Genomic DNA, 19,145 nt, shown 5'->3' with positions numbered 1-19,145 from the left:
TCTTAGTATTGTAATTTAAAGTCTACCGCAGGTGCACTATGTGTAATACTACCAACAGATATTCTATTTACACCTGTAGCGGCAACTTTTTTAACATTATTTAAATTGATATTACCTGAAGCTTCAGTCTCATAATATTTTTTTGCAATTTTAATGCCTTCCTTTAATGAATTTAAATTCATATTATCGAACAAAACTGTATTAAATTTTAGTCCTAATATTTTTTTTAATTGATTTAAATTATCTACCTCAACAGTAATTTTTCTTCCCTTTTTATTTTTAATTGCTAGCTCTACCAGAGATTTTAAATTTGAACTAGCGATATGATTATCTTTAATTAAGTATTCATCACTTAAATTAAATCGATGATTTTTTCCTCCACCTATTCTTACCGCATATTTTTGAATAACACGCATATTGGGAATAGTTTTTCTAGTACAACAAATTTTTGTTTTTTTACCAGCTAATTTGACAAATTCATTAGTTTTAGTGGCAATTCCTGAAATATGAGATAGGAAATTTAAAGCCACTCTTTCAGCAGTTAAAATAGATTGTGCTTTTCCTTCAATTGTTGCAATTACGGAATTTTTTTTTACAGAGGAACCATCTTTTTTTTTTATTACAAATTTTGTTTTCTTATCAATTAATTGAAAAGCAAATTTAGCAAATAATATTCCAGCTATAATTGAGTTTTGATTAGAAATAAGTTTAAACTTTATACGTTTATTATTTTGAACAAGATTAGTTGTAATATCTCCATAAGGGTACAAATCCTCATTCAGTGCAAGTTTTACTCTATCTTTTATATAATTTTCACTTAACTTTACTTGAGACACGAATGTTTATCTGCCAATAGCAGCCATTTTTTCAACAGATGTTTTAGCTTTGATAATTGTTTCTTGATCCATCACTATTTCACCTGTTTCATTTTTTAAACAATCTAAAATTTTTGGTAGAGTAATTTTTTTCATATGTGGACATAAATTACACGGTCTAATGAACTCAACATTTGGGTTTTCTACTTGTATATTATCACTCATAGAACACTCGGTTACCATCATCACTTTTTTTGGTTGATTATCTTTTACATATTTAATCATACCTGACGTTGACCCAGCAAAGTCACTTGCCTTAATTACATCTGGTGGACATTCTGGATGAGCAATTATTTTTATTTCAGGATTATTTTTTCTAATTTCATGTATTTCTTGATCATTAAATTGATCATGAACCATACAAATTCCTTTCCAGGAAATAATCTCAACATCAGTTTGAGAAGCCACATATTGAGCTAAATAGTTATCAGGTAAAAAAATAACTTTTTTTACTCCTAAAGATTTCACAATTTTTACAGCGTTAGCTGATGTACAACATACATCTGTCTCAGCTTTTACTTCAGCTGAAGTATTAACATAAGAAACTACAGGTACTCCTGGATATTGTTTTTTTAATTTTCTAACATCCTCACCTGTTATTGATGATGATAATGAACATCCAGCTTTTAAATCTGGTAATAAAACTTTTTTATTTGGACTCATTAATTTAGCTGTCTCTGCCATAAAGTGAACTCCAGCCATAATTATTATATCTGCTGATGTTTTTGATGCTTCAATTGCAAGAGCAAGAGAGTCCGCGGCGAAGTCTGAAACACCGTGATAAATTTCAGGTGTTTGATAATTATGTGCAAGAATAACTGCATTTTTTTCTTTTTTAAGTTTATTTATTTCATGAATATATGGTGCATGCATTGCCCATTCAATTTCTGGCACAACTTTAGAAATTTTTTGGTATATTGAATTTGTAGCTTGCTTAACTTCTTGTGTAAATTCCATGAGCAAACTTATCAATTTGTATTTAACTTGTCATTGTTTTAATGTGGGTCATATTGCGGCCATGCTGAAATTGGTAGACAGGCACGGTTGAGGGCCGTGTGGATTTTTCCATGAGAGTTCGAATCTCTCTGGCCGCACCAATTCATCAAATTTTAATCCATTTAGGTAAATTTATTTCAATTATTGATTTTTTAGTTTTAAATTTTAAATTTGATTTAAAATCAGCTTCTTTAAATTTAATTAATCCAAATGGATATTTTTTATCATTAATCAAAATTTTTCCAATTTCTTTTTCATTATGAAAAATTGCCTCATCTTTCTCTATATTTCCATCAATAACCTTTAAAGGTAAAAGTCTTTTTGAAAGTTTATCTTTTAATTTTATTCTGGCTGTATTTTCTTGACCTACATAACAACCTTTTTTGAAATCTATGGCATTTAACTCTTCTAAATTATATTCAATGCCAAATAATTTATTCTGTAGATCATTAAGGTTTTTAGGATTAATTCCTAAATTAAAACTTTTTTCATAATATTTTTCAATATTATCATCCTTTAAACCTAACTTTTTTAATGAAAGATATAGTTTTTCAAGATTGATGATTAATCTTGCTCCAAGTTCGGAGTTTCTTGGGTCTAAAAAAATTGGATCCTCTCTGAATTTAATTGTGTTTCCAGGTTCATCTTTGGCTCTATCTAAAGATAGAAATTTATTTTTGTCAAACGAAACTACAACAAATTCATTACTAAGATTTAAAATATCTATTTTAGATCTTATTTTATAGATATTTAATTGATTAAATAAATTTTCAGTTTGGGATTTTTCACAATCTACAAAGTAGCCAAGTTTATGTTTAATAATAAAAAACTCATATAAAAATTTTCCCTGAGGCGTAAGTAAAGAAGCAAAGCAACTTTTTTTTTCAGTGACTTTATTTATGTCATTGGTAATCAGATTTTGGAGAAAACTTTGAGCTTCTTCTCCACTTATGTAAAGTAATGATCGATCCTCTAAAATGTATACGCTATTATTCATATTTGATTGATTGATAGAAATAATATAATTACTTTTCATAAAAATGTTAGACCTAATAATTAAGAATGGTGAATGTTATATTAATGGTAAATTAGAGACCAAAGATATTGCCGTTAAAGATGGTAAAATTTTGAAGATTGGCGAAATTAAAGAAGATGCAAAAGAGATCTATGAAGCCAAAAATCTAACAGTCTTGCCAGGTTGTATTGATACCCAAACACATTTTAGAGAACCAGGTTCAACTGATACTGAAGATCTGCATTCTGGAAGCAGAGCAGCAATAGTAGGTGGAATTACCGCTGTGTTTGAAATGCCTAACACAAACCCCCCAACTTCAAATAAAAAAGAATTTCAAAGAAAATTAGATCTTGCAAAAGACAGAATGTATTGCAACTACGCTTTTTATTTTGGTGCAACAGCTGATAATGCCAATGAACTAGCAGATTTAAAAAATCTTGAAGGGTGTTGTGGGATAAAACTATTTGCTGGATCATCAACGGGTAATCTTCTTGTGGCCGAAGAAAAAGATATTGAAACAGTTTTTAAAAATAGTTCAAAAGTAGTCTCTGTCCACTCAGAAGATGAGGAAATATTAATAAGAAATAAAAAATTAATTAAGCAAGGTGATGTTCATACTCATCCTATTTGGAGAAGTGATGAATGTGCAATCTCATCAACAAGAAGAATTGTAAGAATTGCTGAACGTTATAAAAAGAAAGCGCACATACTTCATGTTACAACTAAGCAAGAAGTAGATTTTTTATCCCAACATAAAGGTAATATTACTTTTGAAATCACTCCACAACATTTGACTATTTATGCACCAGACTGTTATGATAAACTCGGAACTTATGCTCAGATGAACCCACCTTTAAGAGATAAATCTCATTATGATAGATTATGGCATGCTGTTAAAAATAATTTGAATGATACAATTGGTTCAGATCATGCGCCGCACTTGAAAATAAATAAAGAGAAAGAATATCCTAACTCACCATCTGGAATGCCAGGTGTTCAAACTTTAATGCCAATAATGTTGAATCATATTAATGAGGGAAGATTATCCTTAGAACAATTAATTAAACTTGTTTGTGAAAATCCAGTTAAAATTTTTGGTATTAAAAATAAAGGCTTTATTAAAGAAGGTTATGATGCTGATTTTACAGTTATTGATATGAATAAAAAAATAAAAATAGAAAATAATAAAATTGAAAGTAAATGTGGTTGGTCACCCTTTGATGGTGATGAGTTTAAAGGCACTCCTGTTGCAACTATAATAGCTGGAAAGATTAAAATGAAAGATGGAGAAATTGTTGGAGATCCAGATGGAACTCCTTTACAATTCAATTAAGCTTAACAGCAAAACTATTTACCAATATAACTCCTATAACAATCAAAAATAAACCAGCTATTGCTTGCCAAGCTAAAGTTTGTTTAAAAAAGAAATAGCCCAGAATTGCTATGGTAAATACACCGAGACCACTCCAAGTAGCATATACAATTGCAATTGGAATTTTGTCCATCACAAAAGTCATTAAATAGAATGAAGTTAGATAAAATAAAGCCAAACAAACCGTAGGAACAATTTTTGTAAAGTTATTTGAAACAGGTAGCAACATTGTTCCAGCTACTTCACAAAAGATAGCAACTAACAATATGACGTAGGTTTTAAACATTATTTAAGATTTTATTATCTATTAGATCTTGTTTTATCTCATCTAGGATTGCCGGATCATCAATGGTAGGAGGCATTTTGTATTCTACATTGTCAGCAATTTTTCTAATTGTTCCTCTTAATATCTTTCCCGATCTTGTTTTTGGTAATCTTTTAATAACGATCGCAACTTTAAATGCCGCGACAGGTCCTATTTTGTCTCTTACCATTTTAATACATTCTTTTGAAATTGTATCATTATCCTTATCAACACCAGCTTTTAAAACTAGTAAACCAATAGGTAGTTGGCCCTTTAGTTTATCAGCAATACCAAGTACAGCGCACTCAGCTACAGACTGGTGGTCTGACAAAACTTCTTCTATTGCTCCAGTTGACAGTCTATGACCAGCAACATTTATAATATCATCGGTTCTAGACATTATCCAAATATAACCATCATCATCAATGTGACCAGCATCGTAAGTTTGATAGTAACCAGGATAATTACTCATATAATTTTCTTCATATCTTTTGTCAGCATTCCAAAGAGTTGGAAAAGTTCCAGGAGGCAAGGGTAGTTTCACAACAATATCTCCCATTTCATTTGGTTTTGCTAAAGATTGATCTGGCTTAATAATTTGAACATTGTAACCAGGTACTGCTTTACAAGCTGAACCATATTTTGTTTTCATCATTTCAATCCCAGTACAATTTGAGCTAATTGCCCAACTTGTTTCTGTTTGCCACCAGTGGTCAATTACAGGAACTTTTAATAAATTTTCTGCCCATTTAATTGTATCTGGATCAGCTCTCTCCCCAGCTAAAAATAAACTTTCAAAACTATCCAGATTATATTTTGAAAAAAACTTCCCATCAGGATCTTCTTTTTTGATAGCTCTAAATGCGGTAGGAGCAGTAAATAATGATTTAACTTTATATTCTGAAATTATTCTCCAAAATGTTCCAGCATCAGGTGTGCCAACTGGTTTACCTTCAAAAAGAATTGTAGTGCAACCTTTAAACAGTGGAGCATAAACTATATATGAATGTCCAACAATCCAACCAATATCACTTGCAGACCACCATATGTCGTCTTCATCTATGTTATAAATATTTTTCATTGTCCATTTAAGAGCAACAATATGACCTCCAATATCCCTGACTATTCCTTTAGGGGTTCCTGTTGTTCCAGATGTATAAAGAATATATGCATAATCATTTGAATTTATTTCTACACAATCATGATCATCAGCATTGGATAGAGCCTCCTCCCAGCTAATTTCAGCTGGTTCATTAAGTTTCACTTCATGACCTGGTCTTTGAAATAAAATAATCTTACTAACTTTGTGAGTAGCTTGTTTAATTGCTTCATCTACTAAAGGCTTATACTCAACTGTCCTTCCAGGCTCAAAACCACAAGACGCAGTTATTAAAAGTTTTGCTTTACTATCATCAATTCTACTTGCTAACTCATTTGATGCAAATCCACCAAATACTACAGAGTGGATGGCCCCAATTCTTGCACATGCTAACATTGCAACTACGGCTTCAGGGATCATTGGCATGTATATTATTACTCTGTCGCCCTTTTTAACTCCTTGATTAGACAATGCTCCAGCAAACTTTGAAACTTTTGATCTTAATTCATCATATGTGAACTTACTTTTGTTGCCTGTAATAGGACTATCGTAGATTAAAGCAGTTTTTTTTCCCTTACCCTGATCTATGTGAATGTCTAATGCATTGTAACAAGTATTAGTTACACCATCTTCATACCATTTATAAAATGGTGGGTTAGATTTGTTTAGAATTTTAGAAGGTTTTTTAAACCAAAAAATATCATCAGCAGCATTTTTCCAAAAATTCTCAGGATCTTTGATTGATTTTTCATAGATATTATTAAACTTGTCAGACATATAAAATTTGATTCGATTTTGCTTATTTTTAAGGTTTTTAACTTTAAAATTGTATTTAAATTTAAAAAACAAGTAAAATCAACGAAAAATAATCAAATTAAGTCTTCAATAATCTAAATTTATTTGCTATTTAACCCCAACTTTGGCTTAGGGAAGCCTAAGCTTAGTTTATATAAACTAATAAATAAAAACTAACGAAAGAGGGAGTTTTTTATGAAAAAACTTAAATTGTTTGCTCTTACAGCTGTTGCTCTTATGGGTGTTACAGGTGTAGCAAACGCTGAAACTGTCATGTTAGCACAGGATGACTTCGTAGGAATTTCATTTTGGCTAGTATCAATGGCATGTTTAGCTTCTACTGTGTTCTTTTTCCTAGAAAGAAGCTCAGTACCAGCTGGATGGAGAGTTTCAATGACAGTTGCTGGTCTAGTAACTGGTATTGCATTCGTACACTACATGTACATGAGAGATGTATGGATCATGACTGGTGACTCACCAACTGTATACAGATACATTGACTGGTTAATTACAGTACCTTTACTAATGCTTGAGTTCTACTTTGTATTAGCAGCAGTAAACAAATCAGATTCAGGAATTTTCTGGAGATTGATGATTGGTACATTAGTAATGCTTGTAGGTGGATACTTAGGAGAAGCTGGATACATCAACGCTACACTTGGTTTCATAATCGGTATGGCTGGTTGGGTATACATCTTATATGAAGTATTCTCTGGTGAAGCAGGTAAAAGAGCTGCTAAGAGTGGAAACAAGGCACTTGTTACTGCTTTTGGTGCGATGAGAATGATCGTTACTGTAGGTTGGGCGATCTACCCATTAGGTTACATTTTTGGTTACCTAACAGGTGGTGTAGATGCTAACTCACTAAACGTGATTTACAACGCAGCTGACTTCTTGAACAAGATCGCTTTTGGTCTAATCATTTGGGCAGCAGCTATGCAACAACCTGGTAGAGCTAAGTAATAAGTTTTACTAAGTTTAAATTTTAAGATAGGGCAGGTATGTAACCACATACTTGCCCTATTTTTTTTACATACTATATATAATCCATGACTAAAATAAATTACATCACACACGATAACCAAACTCATTCTATAGATGTTCAAAATGGACTAACAGTGATGGAAGGTGCTGTGCAAAATGATATTCCAGGAATAGATGCTGATTGTGGTGGTGGTATGGCATGTGCAACTTGCCATGTTTATGTAAATGAGGAATGGTTAGATAAACTTCCGGCAAAAGAAGATGGCGAGGAAGACATGCTTGATATGGCTTTTGAACCAAAACAAAATAGTAGATTAAGTTGTCAGTTAATCGTGTCAGATGAACTAGAAGGTTTAACTGTTAACATACCTTCAAAACAGGGATAATGATTAAAACAGATGTACTAATTATTGGAGCCGGACCAACTGGTTTGTTTTGTGCTCATCAATTAGGTTTGATTGGTTTGAAGTGTGAAATAGTTGATAACCTAGATAAAGTTGGCGGCCAATGTATAGAGCTTTATCCAGATAAACCAATTTATGATATTCCTGCAGTTCCTGAATGCACTGGTGAAGAATTAACAAATAATTTAATCAAACAAATCGAACCCTTTAAAGTTAAATTTCATTTAAATGATAGAGTAGAGGAAGTAAAAAAGAATGGTAATGTTTGGAATGTTAAAACAAATAATCAAAAAGAATTTGAAGTAGCATCAATAGTAATTGCTGGTGGAGTTGGTTCGTTTGAACCAAGAAAATTTTCTACAAAAGATATAGATAAATTTGAGGGTAAAAATTTATTTTACTCAATAAAAGACAAATCAAAATTTAAAGGAAAAAATATATCTATATTTGGTGGTGGAGACTCAGCTTTAGATTGGGCGATGGAGTTATCAAAAGAATGTAATATTAATTTAATTCATAGAAGAGATGGTTTTAGTGGTGCGGAGTCAAGCGTACAAAAAGTAAAAGATCTTGCAAGCACAGGAAAATTAAACCTTTATACAAAATATCAATTAGATTCTATTCAAGGTAATGGCTCAATTGAGAGCATAAAAATAAAACATGATGATGGTGAAATTAAAGAATTAAAATCAGATTACGTACTAGGTTTTTTTGGATTAATAATGCAATTAGGTCCAATTTTAGAATGGGAATTAAATATAAATAAAAAAACAATTGAAGTTAACACAGAAAATTTTGAAACCAACAAAGAAGGTATTTTTGCGATTGGAGATATATGTTCTTATCCAGGAAAATTAAAACTTATTTTGTCAGGTTTTCATGAAGGTGCTCTTGCAGCAAGAGGGTGTTTTAAATATGCAAGGCCAGATGAAAAATTAAGATTTGAATTTACAACCACCTCAAAAACTGCTCAAGAAAGACTTGGTGTTAATAAGTGATTGAACTTTTAACAGCAAATACTCCTAACGGAAAAAAGATAAGTATTATGTTAGAAGAGATTGGTTATGAATACAAAGTTACCTTTATTGATATTGGTAACGATGATCAATTTAAACCTGAATTTAAAAAAATAAGTCCGTTCAGCAAAATACCTGTAATTAAAGATATTAAAAACAATCAAACTATTTTTGAGTCAGGGGCAATATTAATTTATTTGGGGGAACAAAGTGGAAAGTTTTATAACGAAAAAGACAAAACAAAAATCATTCAGTGGTTAATGGCGCAAATGGGTTATGTGGGTCCAATGCTTGGTCAGCATCATCAATTTCATCATTACAATCCAGGTAAAAGTGAGTTTGGTGAACAACGTTATTTTAAAATATCTAAAAGAATTTATGAAGAACTTGATACGAGATTAGAACAATCAAAATTTTTAGCAGGTGAAGAGTATACAATTGCAGATATTGCAACTTTTCCATGGATAGCAAGACATGAGTGGCATGATATTGGTCTAAAAAATTACAAAAACCTAACAAGATGGTATTCAGAGATAGCCATAAGACCAGCAGTAATAAAAGGTTTTGATTTAATGAAAAGTGGTGAAGAAGTTCCTAAAGTTTAGACTTAATCGTCTGCGTGAACTTTCTCTTCTTTCTCATGTTTTTCTTGTGCAGCAATTGTGTATTTAGCTACAGGCCTAGCCATAAGTCTCTTAAGGCCAATTGGATCTGCTGTATCTAAACAATAACCATAAGTTCCATCCTTAATTCTCATTAAAGCTTTATCAATTTCTGAAATTAATTTGATTTGTCTGTTTATTGCTTTCATTTCAACATTTTTATCTAAATAAGAATTCGCTTGGTCTACAATATCTGAAGAAATACTGTTATCATCCATACTCCCGTTATAAAGAGCTTGATTATTTGCTTTAACTAATTCTTTTCTCCATTCTGTTAATTTCATTCTGAAAAACACCAAGTGTTTTTCACACATATATTTTTCTGTATCTTTTGGTTCGTAAGTTTTTGAGATTTTAACTGGACCTTTTGGTGGAACTATTTTTTTAGGTGCAGCCTTAGGTTTAGAAGAAACTTTTGGTTTAGCAGAAACTTTTGGTTTAGCAGAAACTTTAGTTTTTGGTTTTGCTTTAGTTTTAATAACTTTTTTCTTTTTTACTTTAGTTGCTTTTGGCATTCTTTTAATTTTGAATGGTGGGAGTATATTCAGCAAATTATTAGTGTCAAGAAAGACTAATTAATGTAAAAAACACTGATTAATGACTAGATATTACAAAAACGTAGATAAATTATTTTATATTTTTTTATTATTCCATTTGATTGTATGGACTTTGGTTCCATCACTCACTAACCAAAATTTACCTCTTGATACAATTGAAGCTTTAGCATGGAGTAGCAATCTAGATTGGGGCTTTAATAAACATCCACCAATGAGTGCTTTTTTTCCTGAAATAATTTATAGAATTGTTGGACCAAACGACTGGGCATATTATTTTCTAAGTCAATTATTTGTAATTATATCTTTTTATTTTGTTTACAAATTTTCAGTAGAAATATTTAAAAATAAACCTCTAAGTTTATTATCTGTTTTGGTTTTAGAAGGTATTTATTTTCACAATTTTACAACACCAGAGTTCAATGTGAATGTCTGTCAGTTACCATTTTGGTCACTAGTGGTTTATTATTCATGGAAAATTTATAATGATAAAGTTATTACCTTTAAAGATTGTGTCCTGATTGGTTTATTCGCTGCTTTAGGTTTTTTATCCAAATATCTTTTTGTTTATTTGCTGTTATCAATTGGCTTATTCTTTTTGTTTATCATTTTTTCAAAAAAAGAGAAAAAATTTGATTTCAAATACATAATTATCTTAGAAGTCTTCTTGATTTTACTAGTACCTCATTTCATTTGGTTAACAAATAACAATTATATTACCCTTACTTATGGATTAGCTAGAACAGGTTTAGAAGAGAAAGAGATATCTGATCATATTAAATACCCATTATTATTCCTATTAAAGCAAATTGGTATTTTAATTCCATTTTTCTTATTAATTTATTCTTTAACTTCAAAAATTAAATTTAAGTTTGATAAAAAAAATAAAAAATTAATATTTCTAATTTTTGTATCCATTTTACCAATAGTTCTAATGTTCCTAACTTCTTTAATTTCAGGTTCAAAAATTAGAACTATGTGGATGACACCTTTTTATTTATTTTTTGGTGTATTATTTATCGAGATTTATAAAAGACATATAAATTTAAAGAAATTAAATAAATTTTTTGTAATTTTCTTTATCTTGTTGTTTTTATCACCATCTTTATACGGTTACATTTCTATTACCAAAGATAATAAACGGACAGATTATCCTGGTAAAGAAATTGCAGAATTAATTGAAAGAAGATGGTCTAAAAATTTTTCTAATGAAATAAAATACGTAATTGGTGATGAATGGATTGCTGGTAACTTATCATATCATATTAGTTCGAGACCTATATGGTTCGAAGATATTAAGGGAAAAGCAGATCAATTAGATCCTACGGGTGGAATTGTTTATACTGGTAATGCAGATATCTTAAAGCAGGTCTGTCCAGGTGATTTTGGTAAAATTAAAAAACAAGGTTTCTGCATGATAGGTTCTAGATAAATGAAGATTAAAATATTAATACCAGTTTATAATGATTGGCAATCAGTGTTTAAAGTTGTGGATGAAATAAATGATTTACCAAATATTTCTGAACATGAAATATCAATTTTAATTGTTAATGATGCATCTAATCACGATAGAGAGGATAAAGTTTATAACTGGCATAATTTAAAATCTGTTAAAATTTTAAATATGTCAGTTAATCAAGGGCACACAAGATGTATAGCAACTGGCTTAAAATATATTTATGAAAAAGAGGATTTTGATTATGTCATTCCTATGGATGGTGATGGCGAAGATAGACCTGAGGAAATTGAGGATTTTGTAAGTCAAATTAAAAATTCAAATGAAAAACCTATAGTTGGTGAAAGAGTTAAAAGGTCTGAAAATTTGTTATTTAAATTTTGTTATTATATCCACAAATTAATCACTTTATTTTTTACAGGGCATTCAATAAAATTTGGTAATTTTACTTGTTTGCCTAAAGCAGTTGTTGAAAAATTAGTTCAGGAAAAATCAACTTGGAATAGTTTCTCAGGTTCATTAAAAAAAATTCAAAAAGATTTAATACCTATACCATCAATCAGAGGAGTAAGATATTTTGGGCCATCAAAAATGAGTTTTTCAAATTTATTAAAACATTCTTTATCAATAATAAGTGTGTTTAGAAAAACTGTATTATTTCGATCTGCATTATTTATTGTGGTTTATATTTTGATGATAAAAAGTAATGCATCAATTATTACTCTAATTCCTTTAGTTTTATTACTGATGATGATTTATTCAATCTCCAGTTTAGCATTAAGAGAAAATATTGATGAATATAATAATTCATTGAAAAATATTGAGGATGTAATCAATCTTAAGTAAAATTGTTCAGTGAAAAAAATATTTTTTGTTTTTCTTTTATTTTTATTTCTAAATCCTACTTATTCATTAAACAAAGCTTTTGCTAAAGAAATCACAAATATTCAGTGGAAGAAAAGTGTAGCTAAAGGTAAAAAACTTTTTAATTTTAGAGAAACTGTCACTTTGCCAGCTTTGGGCAAAAAAGCATGGAAGATAACATTGTTACCAAAAGACTGTGGAAGAGATAATGATGGAAACTATTCTGATTGTAAAAATAATGGTAAAGACGCAGTTGTAGGACATGGAGGAGGTGATAGGGCCAGAAGCGAATATTCTTCCTCATCTAAAATGTTTACTGGTGAGAAATGGATGTCAGTAAGTATTTTTATACCTCAAGATTTTAAATCAGTTGAGCCTGTGAGTACTTCGCTTTTCCAGATTTATGAATGGGGAAAAACTAATCAACAAAGGCACCCAAGAATGATGCTTAGAGTCAAAAGAGGCAATCTAGAACCAAGATATTTTGCTGTTAACGGAATGGATTCTCCTGGGTGGGTAAAGAAAGACCTTAAAATCGATGACATGAGAGGGAAGTGGACCACAATTATATTTCATGCAAACATGACTAAAGATCCCTTAAAAGGTTTTGTTAAAATGTATGTAAATGGTGAGCTTTATAACGATTATGAGGGAAGAACTGGTTATGGAGGTAAATTTTATAATAAGTTTGGCATTTATCATAGTTGGATTAGCAGGTGGACAGAAGTTTATGGAGAGTATCCAACGCAGATTGTCTACTATGACAATTTGTTCAGAACTAATAGTAAAAAAAAATTACTTAAATTAATTCAAAATTAATCTTTTTAAGCTCTGATAGTGGGCAAACTATAAAAGTCAGCAGTATCTATTTTTGAAGAGTAATTTCTTCTCATATTCCATCTTTTTTGAACACCTGCACTTGCAAGGCTTAGTGTAGATCTTCCATATCTATGATTGGTACTATCAATAGATCTCATTAGACTATTTATTTTTTCATCTTTTTCTGATGAGAATAAATTTTTTCTCCCATCATCATCTCTAAGTCCTGTTAACATTACACCTGCTTTTTGATATCGATAACCATTCCTGAATAAGCTTTCAAGTATTGCAACTGCTGTTTTAACAGTTTCAATACTGTTATTAGTTGCAATTGGAAAATCGATCGTTTTTGAATTTGAGTAATATCCATAATCTCTTTGAAAAGGACTTGTTCTAACAAATACTGTTATTGCTTTTGCAACTAAAGACTCTGATCTTATTTTTTCAGATGCATTTAAACAGTAATTAGAAACAGCTTCTTTTAATTCTTGAAAAGTTTCTATTCTTTTCCCAAATGATCTTGATACAACACAACTTTTTCTTTTTGTTTGTGTTGTCTCTAAACTGATACAAGGAATACCTCTAAGTTCCATTGCAGTCCTTGAGCTTAAAACATTAGAGCATTTTTTAATCCACGTATTAGATTTATTTTTAAGTTGTTTAGCATTATAAATTCCATTTTTTTGATAAAATTTTGTAAGTTGTCTACCAACACCCCAAACATCATTAATTTCTATTTTTTCTAATATTGGATCTAAGTTTTCAACACCAATTAAACTTGTAACACCAGATTGTTTTTTCTTTGCAATATGATTTGCAATTTTACTTAGAGTTTTAGTTTTAGCAATTCCAATACTAGTTGGTATGCCTGTCCATTGTAGAACGGTTCCTCTAATTTCTTTTCCAACTCTTTCTACGTCTTCATCAGAAAAATTAGATAAATCCATAAAAGCTTCATCAATTGAATAAACTTCTATTTGTGAATTAAATCTTTTTAGAGTTCTCATAACTCTTCTAGATAAATCACCATACAAAGAATAATTTGACGAAAAAACCTGAACATCATTTTTAATGATAATATTTTTTGCTTTAAAGTAGGGTTCACCCATTTTGATACCTAGAGCCTTTGCTTCATTTGATCTTGAAATGATACAGCCATCATTATTTGATAAAACAACAACTGGTTTTTTTCTTATCTTAGGATTGAATAATCTTTCACAAGAAACATAAAAAGAATTACAATCAACTAAAGCTATCTTTTTAGTATGTTGAATGGATGACATAAGTCACAACTCCCCAAATAAAAATATCTTGTTCTTCGTTAATCAAAATTCTGTCAGAAAACTCTTTTGATCCTGAAGTTAAAAATTTTTTATCTTTTTCTTGAACTAAAGTTTTAACAACTAACTCATCATGAACATTTGCGATAACAGTTGAAAAATTTTTTGGTTTTAAACTTTTATCGACAACTAACAAATCACCATCATTGATACCGACATCAACCATTGATTTTCCTTGAACCCTGATAATGAAAGTAGCAGGAACGTTTTTTATTAAATGCATATTAAGATCAATATCTTCCTCAATGTAATCTGTTGCAGGAGAGGGAAACCCAGCGCCTGCTTTATGTAAGTAGTATGGAATAGTTAATTTCATGTTCTTGTTTTGTTCTCTTTTATAGACTATTTATTCAATACACTCAATAGGTTGTATTTTGAGTCCGTAATTGAATCAAAAGTGAATCAAAACGTGAACATCCAAAACAACATTTAGTGGACATGTGGATAACTTTTACAATAAGTAGTCAAATATAAACCAAAGGAAAACTATGATTTGTATAAAAGCAGATATTCCAAAAGAGCTAAATGAAACAGATGATGAATTAAAAGCAATTTATCATAGTAAAGATACCGTTTGTTTTTTCATATTAAAAACAAGAGAGTTAAGAAATAAATTTATAGAAGAAACAAAAGGAATGAATAAAAGTGAGAGAGAAAAAATTTATGAACAATACAATAACCGATAGGAAATAAATTATGAAAAAACTTACATGTCATTGTGGAGCAGTTGAGGCAGAAATTAATTTAAGCGGAGATTTAGAAAAGGTTGTTAAGTGCAATTGCTCTATTTGCAAAAGAAAAGGCGCAGTGATGTCTATGGTTAAAAATGAAGATTTTAAAATTACTAAAGGTGAAGACAAATTAAAACTTTATCAATTTCATAGTAAAATCGCTAAACATTATTTTTGTTCTGTTTGTGGAATTTATACACATCATAATCCTAGAAGTAATCCAGCAATGACTGGTTTTAATGTTGGTTGCGTGGATGAAATAGATACTTTTAAAATGAATGATATAGCAGTTTTAGATGGAAATAATCATCCGCTTGATCAAAAAAAATAATCTATGAAAATTACTGATGAGTGTTTTGGTAAAGTAAAACAGGATTGTTTTAAATTTATTAAATCACAAGAAACATCAACAGAAAAATTTAAGGGTAAAGAAAAAATGTTAAAGTCTTTTTTAATACCTTTATGTGATTGGATTGCAAAAAAAGCAGATAAAAAAAGACCATATTTTGTTGGTTTAGCTGGAGGTCAAGGAACAGGTAAAACAACTATTAGTTCTTTAATATCCATTATTTTAAAAAAATATTTCAAGAAAAATGTATTTAGAGTTTCAATTGATGATTTCTACAAAACAAGAAAAGATAGATCAAAGCTATCAAAATCTATTCATCCAATGTTAATGACAAGAGGCGTGCCTGGTACTCATGATTTAAAGCTTATGCAAACTTTTTTTAAAAATGCTAAACAAAAAAAGTTTAGATCTATTAAAGTTCCAAAATTTGATAAATCCACTGATGATCGCTATCCAAAAAAAAATTGGTATAATGTAAATAAAAAACCTGACATAATAATATTTGAAGGCTGGTGTGTTGGGGCTAAGGCTGAAGAAAATAAATCATTATTAAAATCAATAAATACAATGGAAAGAAATAGAGATAAAAAATTTATTTGGAGAAAATATGTAAACACTCAATTAAAAACTAATTATAAAAAACTTTATTCTCAATTAAATACATTGGTTTATTTAAAAGCAAAAGATTTCTCATTACTGCAAAAATGGAGATTAAAACAAGAGAATAAATTAAAATTAAAAAGTAAAAAAAATTCAAAGAGTAAAATAATGAATAAAAATGAAGTTTTAGAATTTATGCAAACTTACCAAAGGGTAACTGAAAACATGTTTAAGAAAGCTCCAAAATATGCTTCAATTATAATGAATTTAAATAGTAACCATATTATCAAAACTGCAGTATATAAAGACAAATGAAAAAAATTTTAATATTCGCTTTTGCTTTAGTAGCTTTAATTGGAAATGCTTATGCAGAAAGTTTTACGAATGCATTACAGAAAGCTTATAAGAATAATTCAGAACTCAATGCTGAAAGAGAAAATATAAATATTTCTGAAGAAGAACTTAAAGTATCAAGAAGTAATTATTTGCCATCTGTAACTTTAAGTGGAAGCAAAAGTCAGCAAGAGACTAATAAACTCACAAATCAATCTGGTGGCAATGCAGCAATCAGTGATGTTGATCCGACAACAAAATCTTTAACAATAACACAAACTTTGGTTGATTTTGGAAGAGGTGCTGATTATGAGAAAAAAACAATAGGTATTGATCTTGCAAAGGCAAAACTTTTAAAAAAAGAACAAGATATTTTATATAAATCGGTAGAGGCTTATACAGGTCTAATTCTGGCGAATGAAAAATTAAATATTAATAGAGATAATGTTAGTTTATTAGAAAGACAAGTTGAGTCTGACCAGATCAAACTTGAAAGAGGACAAAGCACACTTTCAGATGTTGCTCAATCAGAATCATCATTGGCAGGTGCTAAAGCAAAATTAATACAAGCTGAAAATGATTTATTAACTAGTAAATTAAATTATGAAAATGTGATTGGATCATTATTAGATCCAAAATCTTTAGATAAAAAATCAATTTTTGAGGTAAATCTTCCAGCTGATTTAAATTCAGCTATCAATAAATCAAAAATTAATAATCCAGATTTGATTATAGCTCAATTAGAATATGAACAGTCTAAAAAAGATACTTTTTCAGCTAAATCTGATTTAGCTCCATCAGCCACTTTATCTTTAGATAGAACTTACAGTGAGGATTTGAGCTCCACTTATGATGAAAGAGAGAGAGATACCATAACAGCTACAGTCTCTTGGCCATTTTATTCTGGAGGTAAAAATCTTGCTTCAATAAGAAAAAATCAAAGTTTAGAATTGAATAAAAGATTACTATTAGATGATATGATTAAAAAAAATGAAACTTCTGTTGCGAGTGCTTGGTCCTCATATCAGTCTAACAAAAGTTTATTAAATTCTGTTCAATCACAAGTACGAGCTGCTGAAATAGCTAATGAAGGAATTACAGCAGAATATAATAGTGGATCTGGAAGAACGACTTTAGATGTTATTCAATCCAATACTCTTCTTTTAGATGCTCAAATTTCTTTGGCCGATTCTGAAAGAAACTATTTTCTTTCTCAATTCAATTTACTTAAGAGTATTGGTTTGTTGAATAGCGATTACTTAAAAATCAACTAATTCGGGCTTTTTTGAATAGTAGAACATTATCTATTGCCAATGAGAACAAAATGTGTACATTTAAACCATGATTCGAGTGTTAAAAAACGTAAAAAAAGAGGCAATAAATGACTAAAAGTAATTTAAAGGTAGTGAAATCTACTAAAGATCAAGAAATGGATTTAAAAGAAAAAAATAAGGCGTTAGACGCTGCTATCAGTCAAATAACTGATAATTTTGGTAAAGGTTCAGTAATGAAGCTTGGAGAAAGAAAGGCTATGGATGTTGAGTCTGTATCTACTGGTTCTCTAAGTTTAGACTTAGCTTTAGGAATAGGCGGTTTACCAAAAGGAAGAATTGTTGAAGTATATGGACCTGAATCTTCAGGAAAAACAACTTTAGCATTACAAGTTGTTGCTGAAGCTCAAAAATCAGGTGGAATTTGTGCATTTGTTGATGCTGAACACGCTTTAGACCCAGTTTATGCAAAAAAATTAGGTGTGAATACTGAAGAATTATTAATCTCACAGCCAGATACTGGTGAACAAGCTTTAGAAATCGCTGATACATTAGTAAAATCAGGCTCAATTTCAGTTATCGTTATTGACTCTGTTGCAGCTTTAACTCCAAAAGCTGAAATCGAAGGTGAGATGGGAGATCACCATGTTGGTCTTCAATCAAGATTAATGAGTCAGGCTTTAAGAAAATTAACTGGTTCAATTTCAAACACAAACACAATGATGATTTTCATTAACCAAATCAGAATGAAAATTGGTGTTATGTTTGGAAGTCCTGAAACTACATCAGGTGGTAACGCTCTTAAGTTTTATTCATCTGTAAGAATGGATATTAGAAGAATTGGTGCTATCAAAGATAAAGATGAAATCATTGGTAATACAACAAGAGTGAAAGTGGTTAAAAACAAAGTTGCACCACCATTCAAAGTTGTTGAATTTGATCTTATGTACGGAAGAGGAATTAGCAAAATGGGTGAGCTAGTAGACTTGGGTGCTAAGGCAGATATTATTGAAAAATCAGGTGCTTGGTATGCATATAAAGGTGAGAAAATTGGACAAGGAAGAGAAAATGCTAAAACTTTCTTAGCTCAAAATCCTAAAATTGCTGCTGAAGTGGAGCTAGCTATTAGAGAAAAAGCTGGTGTGATTTCAAAAAAAATTGAAGGAAATCCATTAGATCCTGAAAAAGTAGAAAAAGAGAAAAAAGGAACTACTGCTAAAGAAACAAAAGAAATAGCAACAGAACCTGCATCTACTAAAAAAAATTAATTTATAGGTCATCTTTAAATTATAAAGGCGCTTAGAAA

21 protein-coding genes and 1 tRNA gene are annotated in these 19,145 nt (G+C 30.0%); 14 read left to right on the top strand and 8 right to left on the bottom strand.

Annotated elements, in window-relative coordinates:
- Nucleotides 1–2: 2 nt before the first annotated feature.
- Nucleotides 3–836: a carboxylating nicotinate-nucleotide diphosphorylase gene (nadC, locus tag ACTT9U_RS06725; protein WP_440932390.1), complete on the bottom strand. Its 834-nt coding sequence runs from the start codon at nucleotides 834–836 to the stop codon at nucleotides 3–5.
- Between the two features lie 6 nt (nucleotides 837–842).
- Nucleotides 843–1,832: a quinolinate synthase NadA gene (gene nadA / locus ACTT9U_RS06720; RefSeq protein WP_440932389.1), complete on the bottom strand. Its 990-nt coding sequence runs from the start codon at nucleotides 1,830–1,832 to the stop codon at nucleotides 843–845.
- A 55-nt stretch (nucleotides 1,833–1,887) separates the two neighbouring features.
- Between nadA and ACTT9U_RS06715 the strand changes: the two genes are divergently transcribed.
- A tRNA-Leu gene (locus ACTT9U_RS06715) sits at nucleotides 1,888–1,972 on the top strand.
- Nucleotides 1,973–1,977: 5 nt separating this feature from the next.
- Here ACTT9U_RS06715 and ygfZ read toward each other — a convergent pair.
- On the bottom strand, nucleotides 1,978–2,907 hold the full coding sequence (ygfZ, locus tag ACTT9U_RS06710) for a CAF17-like 4Fe-4S cluster assembly/insertion protein YgfZ (protein WP_440932388.1): 930 nt from the start codon (nucleotides 2,905–2,907) through the stop codon (nucleotides 1,978–1,980).
- 4 nt (nucleotides 2,908–2,911) lie between these two features.
- Between ygfZ and ACTT9U_RS06705 the strand changes: the two genes are divergently transcribed.
- Nucleotides 2,912–4,219: a dihydroorotase gene (locus tag ACTT9U_RS06705; protein WP_440932387.1), complete on the top strand. Its 1,308-nt coding sequence runs from the start codon at nucleotides 2,912–2,914 to the stop codon at nucleotides 4,217–4,219.
- Here ACTT9U_RS06705 and ACTT9U_RS06700 read toward each other — a convergent pair.
- Entirely contained in the window at nucleotides 4,212–4,544 is a 333-nt protein-coding gene (locus ACTT9U_RS06700; RefSeq protein WP_440932386.1) for a DMT family transporter, read from the bottom strand. The two genes, ACTT9U_RS06705 and ACTT9U_RS06700, sit on opposite strands and share 8 nt — an antisense overlap.
- Nucleotides 4,537–6,438 (bottom strand): propionyl-CoA synthetase, encoded by a 1,902-nt coding sequence (locus tag ACTT9U_RS06695; RefSeq protein WP_440932385.1) that lies wholly within the window; start codon nucleotides 6,436–6,438, stop codon nucleotides 4,537–4,539. The genes ACTT9U_RS06700 and ACTT9U_RS06695 overlap by 8 nt, the downstream gene beginning before the upstream one ends.
- Before the next feature lie 213 nt (nucleotides 6,439–6,651).
- Between ACTT9U_RS06695 and ACTT9U_RS06690 the strand changes: the two genes are divergently transcribed.
- The 4 genes from ACTT9U_RS06690 (at nucleotide 6,652) to ACTT9U_RS06675 (ending at nucleotide 9,465) form a co-directional block, all read left to right on the top strand.
- Nucleotides 6,652–7,419, top strand: coding sequence for a bacteriorhodopsin-like (locus tag ACTT9U_RS06690; RefSeq protein ID WP_014952819.1), 768 nt, complete (start codon nucleotides 6,652–6,654; stop codon nucleotides 7,417–7,419).
- Between the two features lie 86 nt (nucleotides 7,420–7,505).
- Entirely contained in the window at nucleotides 7,506–7,826 is a 321-nt protein-coding gene (locus ACTT9U_RS06685) for a 2Fe-2S iron-sulfur cluster-binding protein (RefSeq protein WP_440932384.1), read from the top strand.
- Nucleotides 7,826–8,842 (top strand): NAD(P)/FAD-dependent oxidoreductase, encoded by a 1,017-nt coding sequence (locus tag ACTT9U_RS06680; RefSeq protein WP_440932383.1) that lies wholly within the window; start codon nucleotides 7,826–7,828, stop codon nucleotides 8,840–8,842. The genes ACTT9U_RS06685 and ACTT9U_RS06680 overlap by 1 nt, the downstream gene beginning before the upstream one ends.
- On the top strand, nucleotides 8,839–9,465 hold the full coding sequence (locus tag ACTT9U_RS06675; protein WP_440932382.1) for a glutathione S-transferase family protein: 627 nt from the start codon (nucleotides 8,839–8,841) through the stop codon (nucleotides 9,463–9,465). The genes ACTT9U_RS06680 and ACTT9U_RS06675 overlap by 4 nt, the downstream gene beginning before the upstream one ends.
- Nucleotides 9,466–9,467: 2 nt before the next feature.
- Here ACTT9U_RS06675 and ACTT9U_RS06670 read toward each other — a convergent pair whose 3' ends face one another.
- Nucleotides 9,468–10,037 (bottom strand): TraR/DksA family transcriptional regulator, encoded by a 570-nt coding sequence (locus tag ACTT9U_RS06670; RefSeq protein ID WP_440932381.1) that lies wholly within the window; start codon nucleotides 10,035–10,037, stop codon nucleotides 9,468–9,470.
- A gap of 82 nt (nucleotides 10,038–10,119) precedes the next feature.
- Between ACTT9U_RS06670 and ACTT9U_RS06665 the strand changes: the two genes are divergently transcribed.
- The 3 genes from ACTT9U_RS06665 to ACTT9U_RS06655 are packed head-to-tail and all read left to right on the top strand — an operon-like array spanning nucleotide 10,120 to nucleotide 13,215.
- Nucleotides 10,120–11,508 (top strand): glycosyltransferase family 39 protein, encoded by a 1,389-nt coding sequence (locus ACTT9U_RS06665; protein ID WP_440932380.1) that lies wholly within the window; start codon nucleotides 10,120–10,122, stop codon nucleotides 11,506–11,508.
- Nucleotides 11,509–12,378, top strand: coding sequence for a glycosyltransferase (locus ACTT9U_RS06660; RefSeq protein ID WP_440932379.1), 870 nt, complete (start codon nucleotides 11,509–11,511; stop codon nucleotides 12,376–12,378).
- Nucleotides 12,379–12,387: 9 nt separating this feature from the next.
- The gene (locus ACTT9U_RS06655) at nucleotides 12,388–13,215 is read left to right on the top strand and encodes a heparin lyase I family protein (RefSeq protein WP_440932378.1); all 828 of its coding nucleotides are present in this window, start codon (nucleotides 12,388–12,390) and stop codon (nucleotides 13,213–13,215) included.
- 5 nt (nucleotides 13,216–13,220) lie between these two features.
- Here ACTT9U_RS06655 and ACTT9U_RS06650 read toward each other — a convergent pair whose 3' ends face one another.
- Together ACTT9U_RS06650 and ACTT9U_RS06645 are read right to left on the bottom strand one after the other, a co-directional pair.
- Nucleotides 13,221–14,498, bottom strand: a complete 1,278-nt coding sequence (locus tag ACTT9U_RS06650; protein ID WP_440932377.1) for a Y-family DNA polymerase — start codon at nucleotides 14,496–14,498, stop codon at nucleotides 13,221–13,223.
- Entirely contained in the window at nucleotides 14,476–14,871 is a 396-nt protein-coding gene (locus ACTT9U_RS06645) for a LexA family protein (protein ID WP_014952829.1), read from the bottom strand. Before ACTT9U_RS06645 ends, ACTT9U_RS06650 begins: the two co-directional genes overlap by 23 nt.
- A 172-nt stretch (nucleotides 14,872–15,043) precedes the next feature.
- Here ACTT9U_RS06645 and ACTT9U_RS06640 point away from each other — a divergent pair, with 172 nt between their 5' ends.
- From ACTT9U_RS06640 to recA, 5 genes are all read left to right on the top strand, one after another.
- Nucleotides 15,044–15,241: a hypothetical protein gene (locus ACTT9U_RS06640; protein ID WP_440932376.1), complete on the top strand. Its 198-nt coding sequence runs from the start codon at nucleotides 15,044–15,046 to the stop codon at nucleotides 15,239–15,241.
- 10 nt (nucleotides 15,242–15,251) lie between these two features.
- Entirely contained in the window at nucleotides 15,252–15,617 is a 366-nt protein-coding gene (locus ACTT9U_RS06635; RefSeq protein WP_440932375.1) for a GFA family protein, read from the top strand.
- 3 nt (nucleotides 15,618–15,620) lie between these two features.
- Entirely contained in the window at nucleotides 15,621–16,550 is a 930-nt protein-coding gene (locus ACTT9U_RS06630) for a uridine kinase (protein ID WP_440932374.1), read from the top strand.
- A complete protein-coding gene (locus ACTT9U_RS06625; protein ID WP_440932373.1) occupies nucleotides 16,547–17,842 on the top strand; it encodes a TolC family outer membrane protein in 1,296 nt (431 codons plus the stop codon). Before ACTT9U_RS06630 ends, ACTT9U_RS06625 begins: the two co-directional genes overlap by 4 nt.
- Nucleotides 17,843–17,949: 107 nt before the next feature.
- Nucleotides 17,950–19,107, top strand: a complete 1,158-nt coding sequence (gene recA, locus ACTT9U_RS06620) for a recombinase RecA (RefSeq protein ID WP_440932372.1) — start codon at nucleotides 17,950–17,952, stop codon at nucleotides 19,105–19,107.
- Nucleotides 19,108–19,145: the final 38 nt, after the last annotated feature.

It is taken from the genome of Candidatus Pelagibacter sp., assembly GCF_052049975.1.
GTDB lineage: Bacteria > Pseudomonadota > Alphaproteobacteria > Pelagibacterales > Pelagibacteraceae > Pelagibacter.
This window is presented reverse-complemented; position numbering and strand designations above follow the sequence as displayed.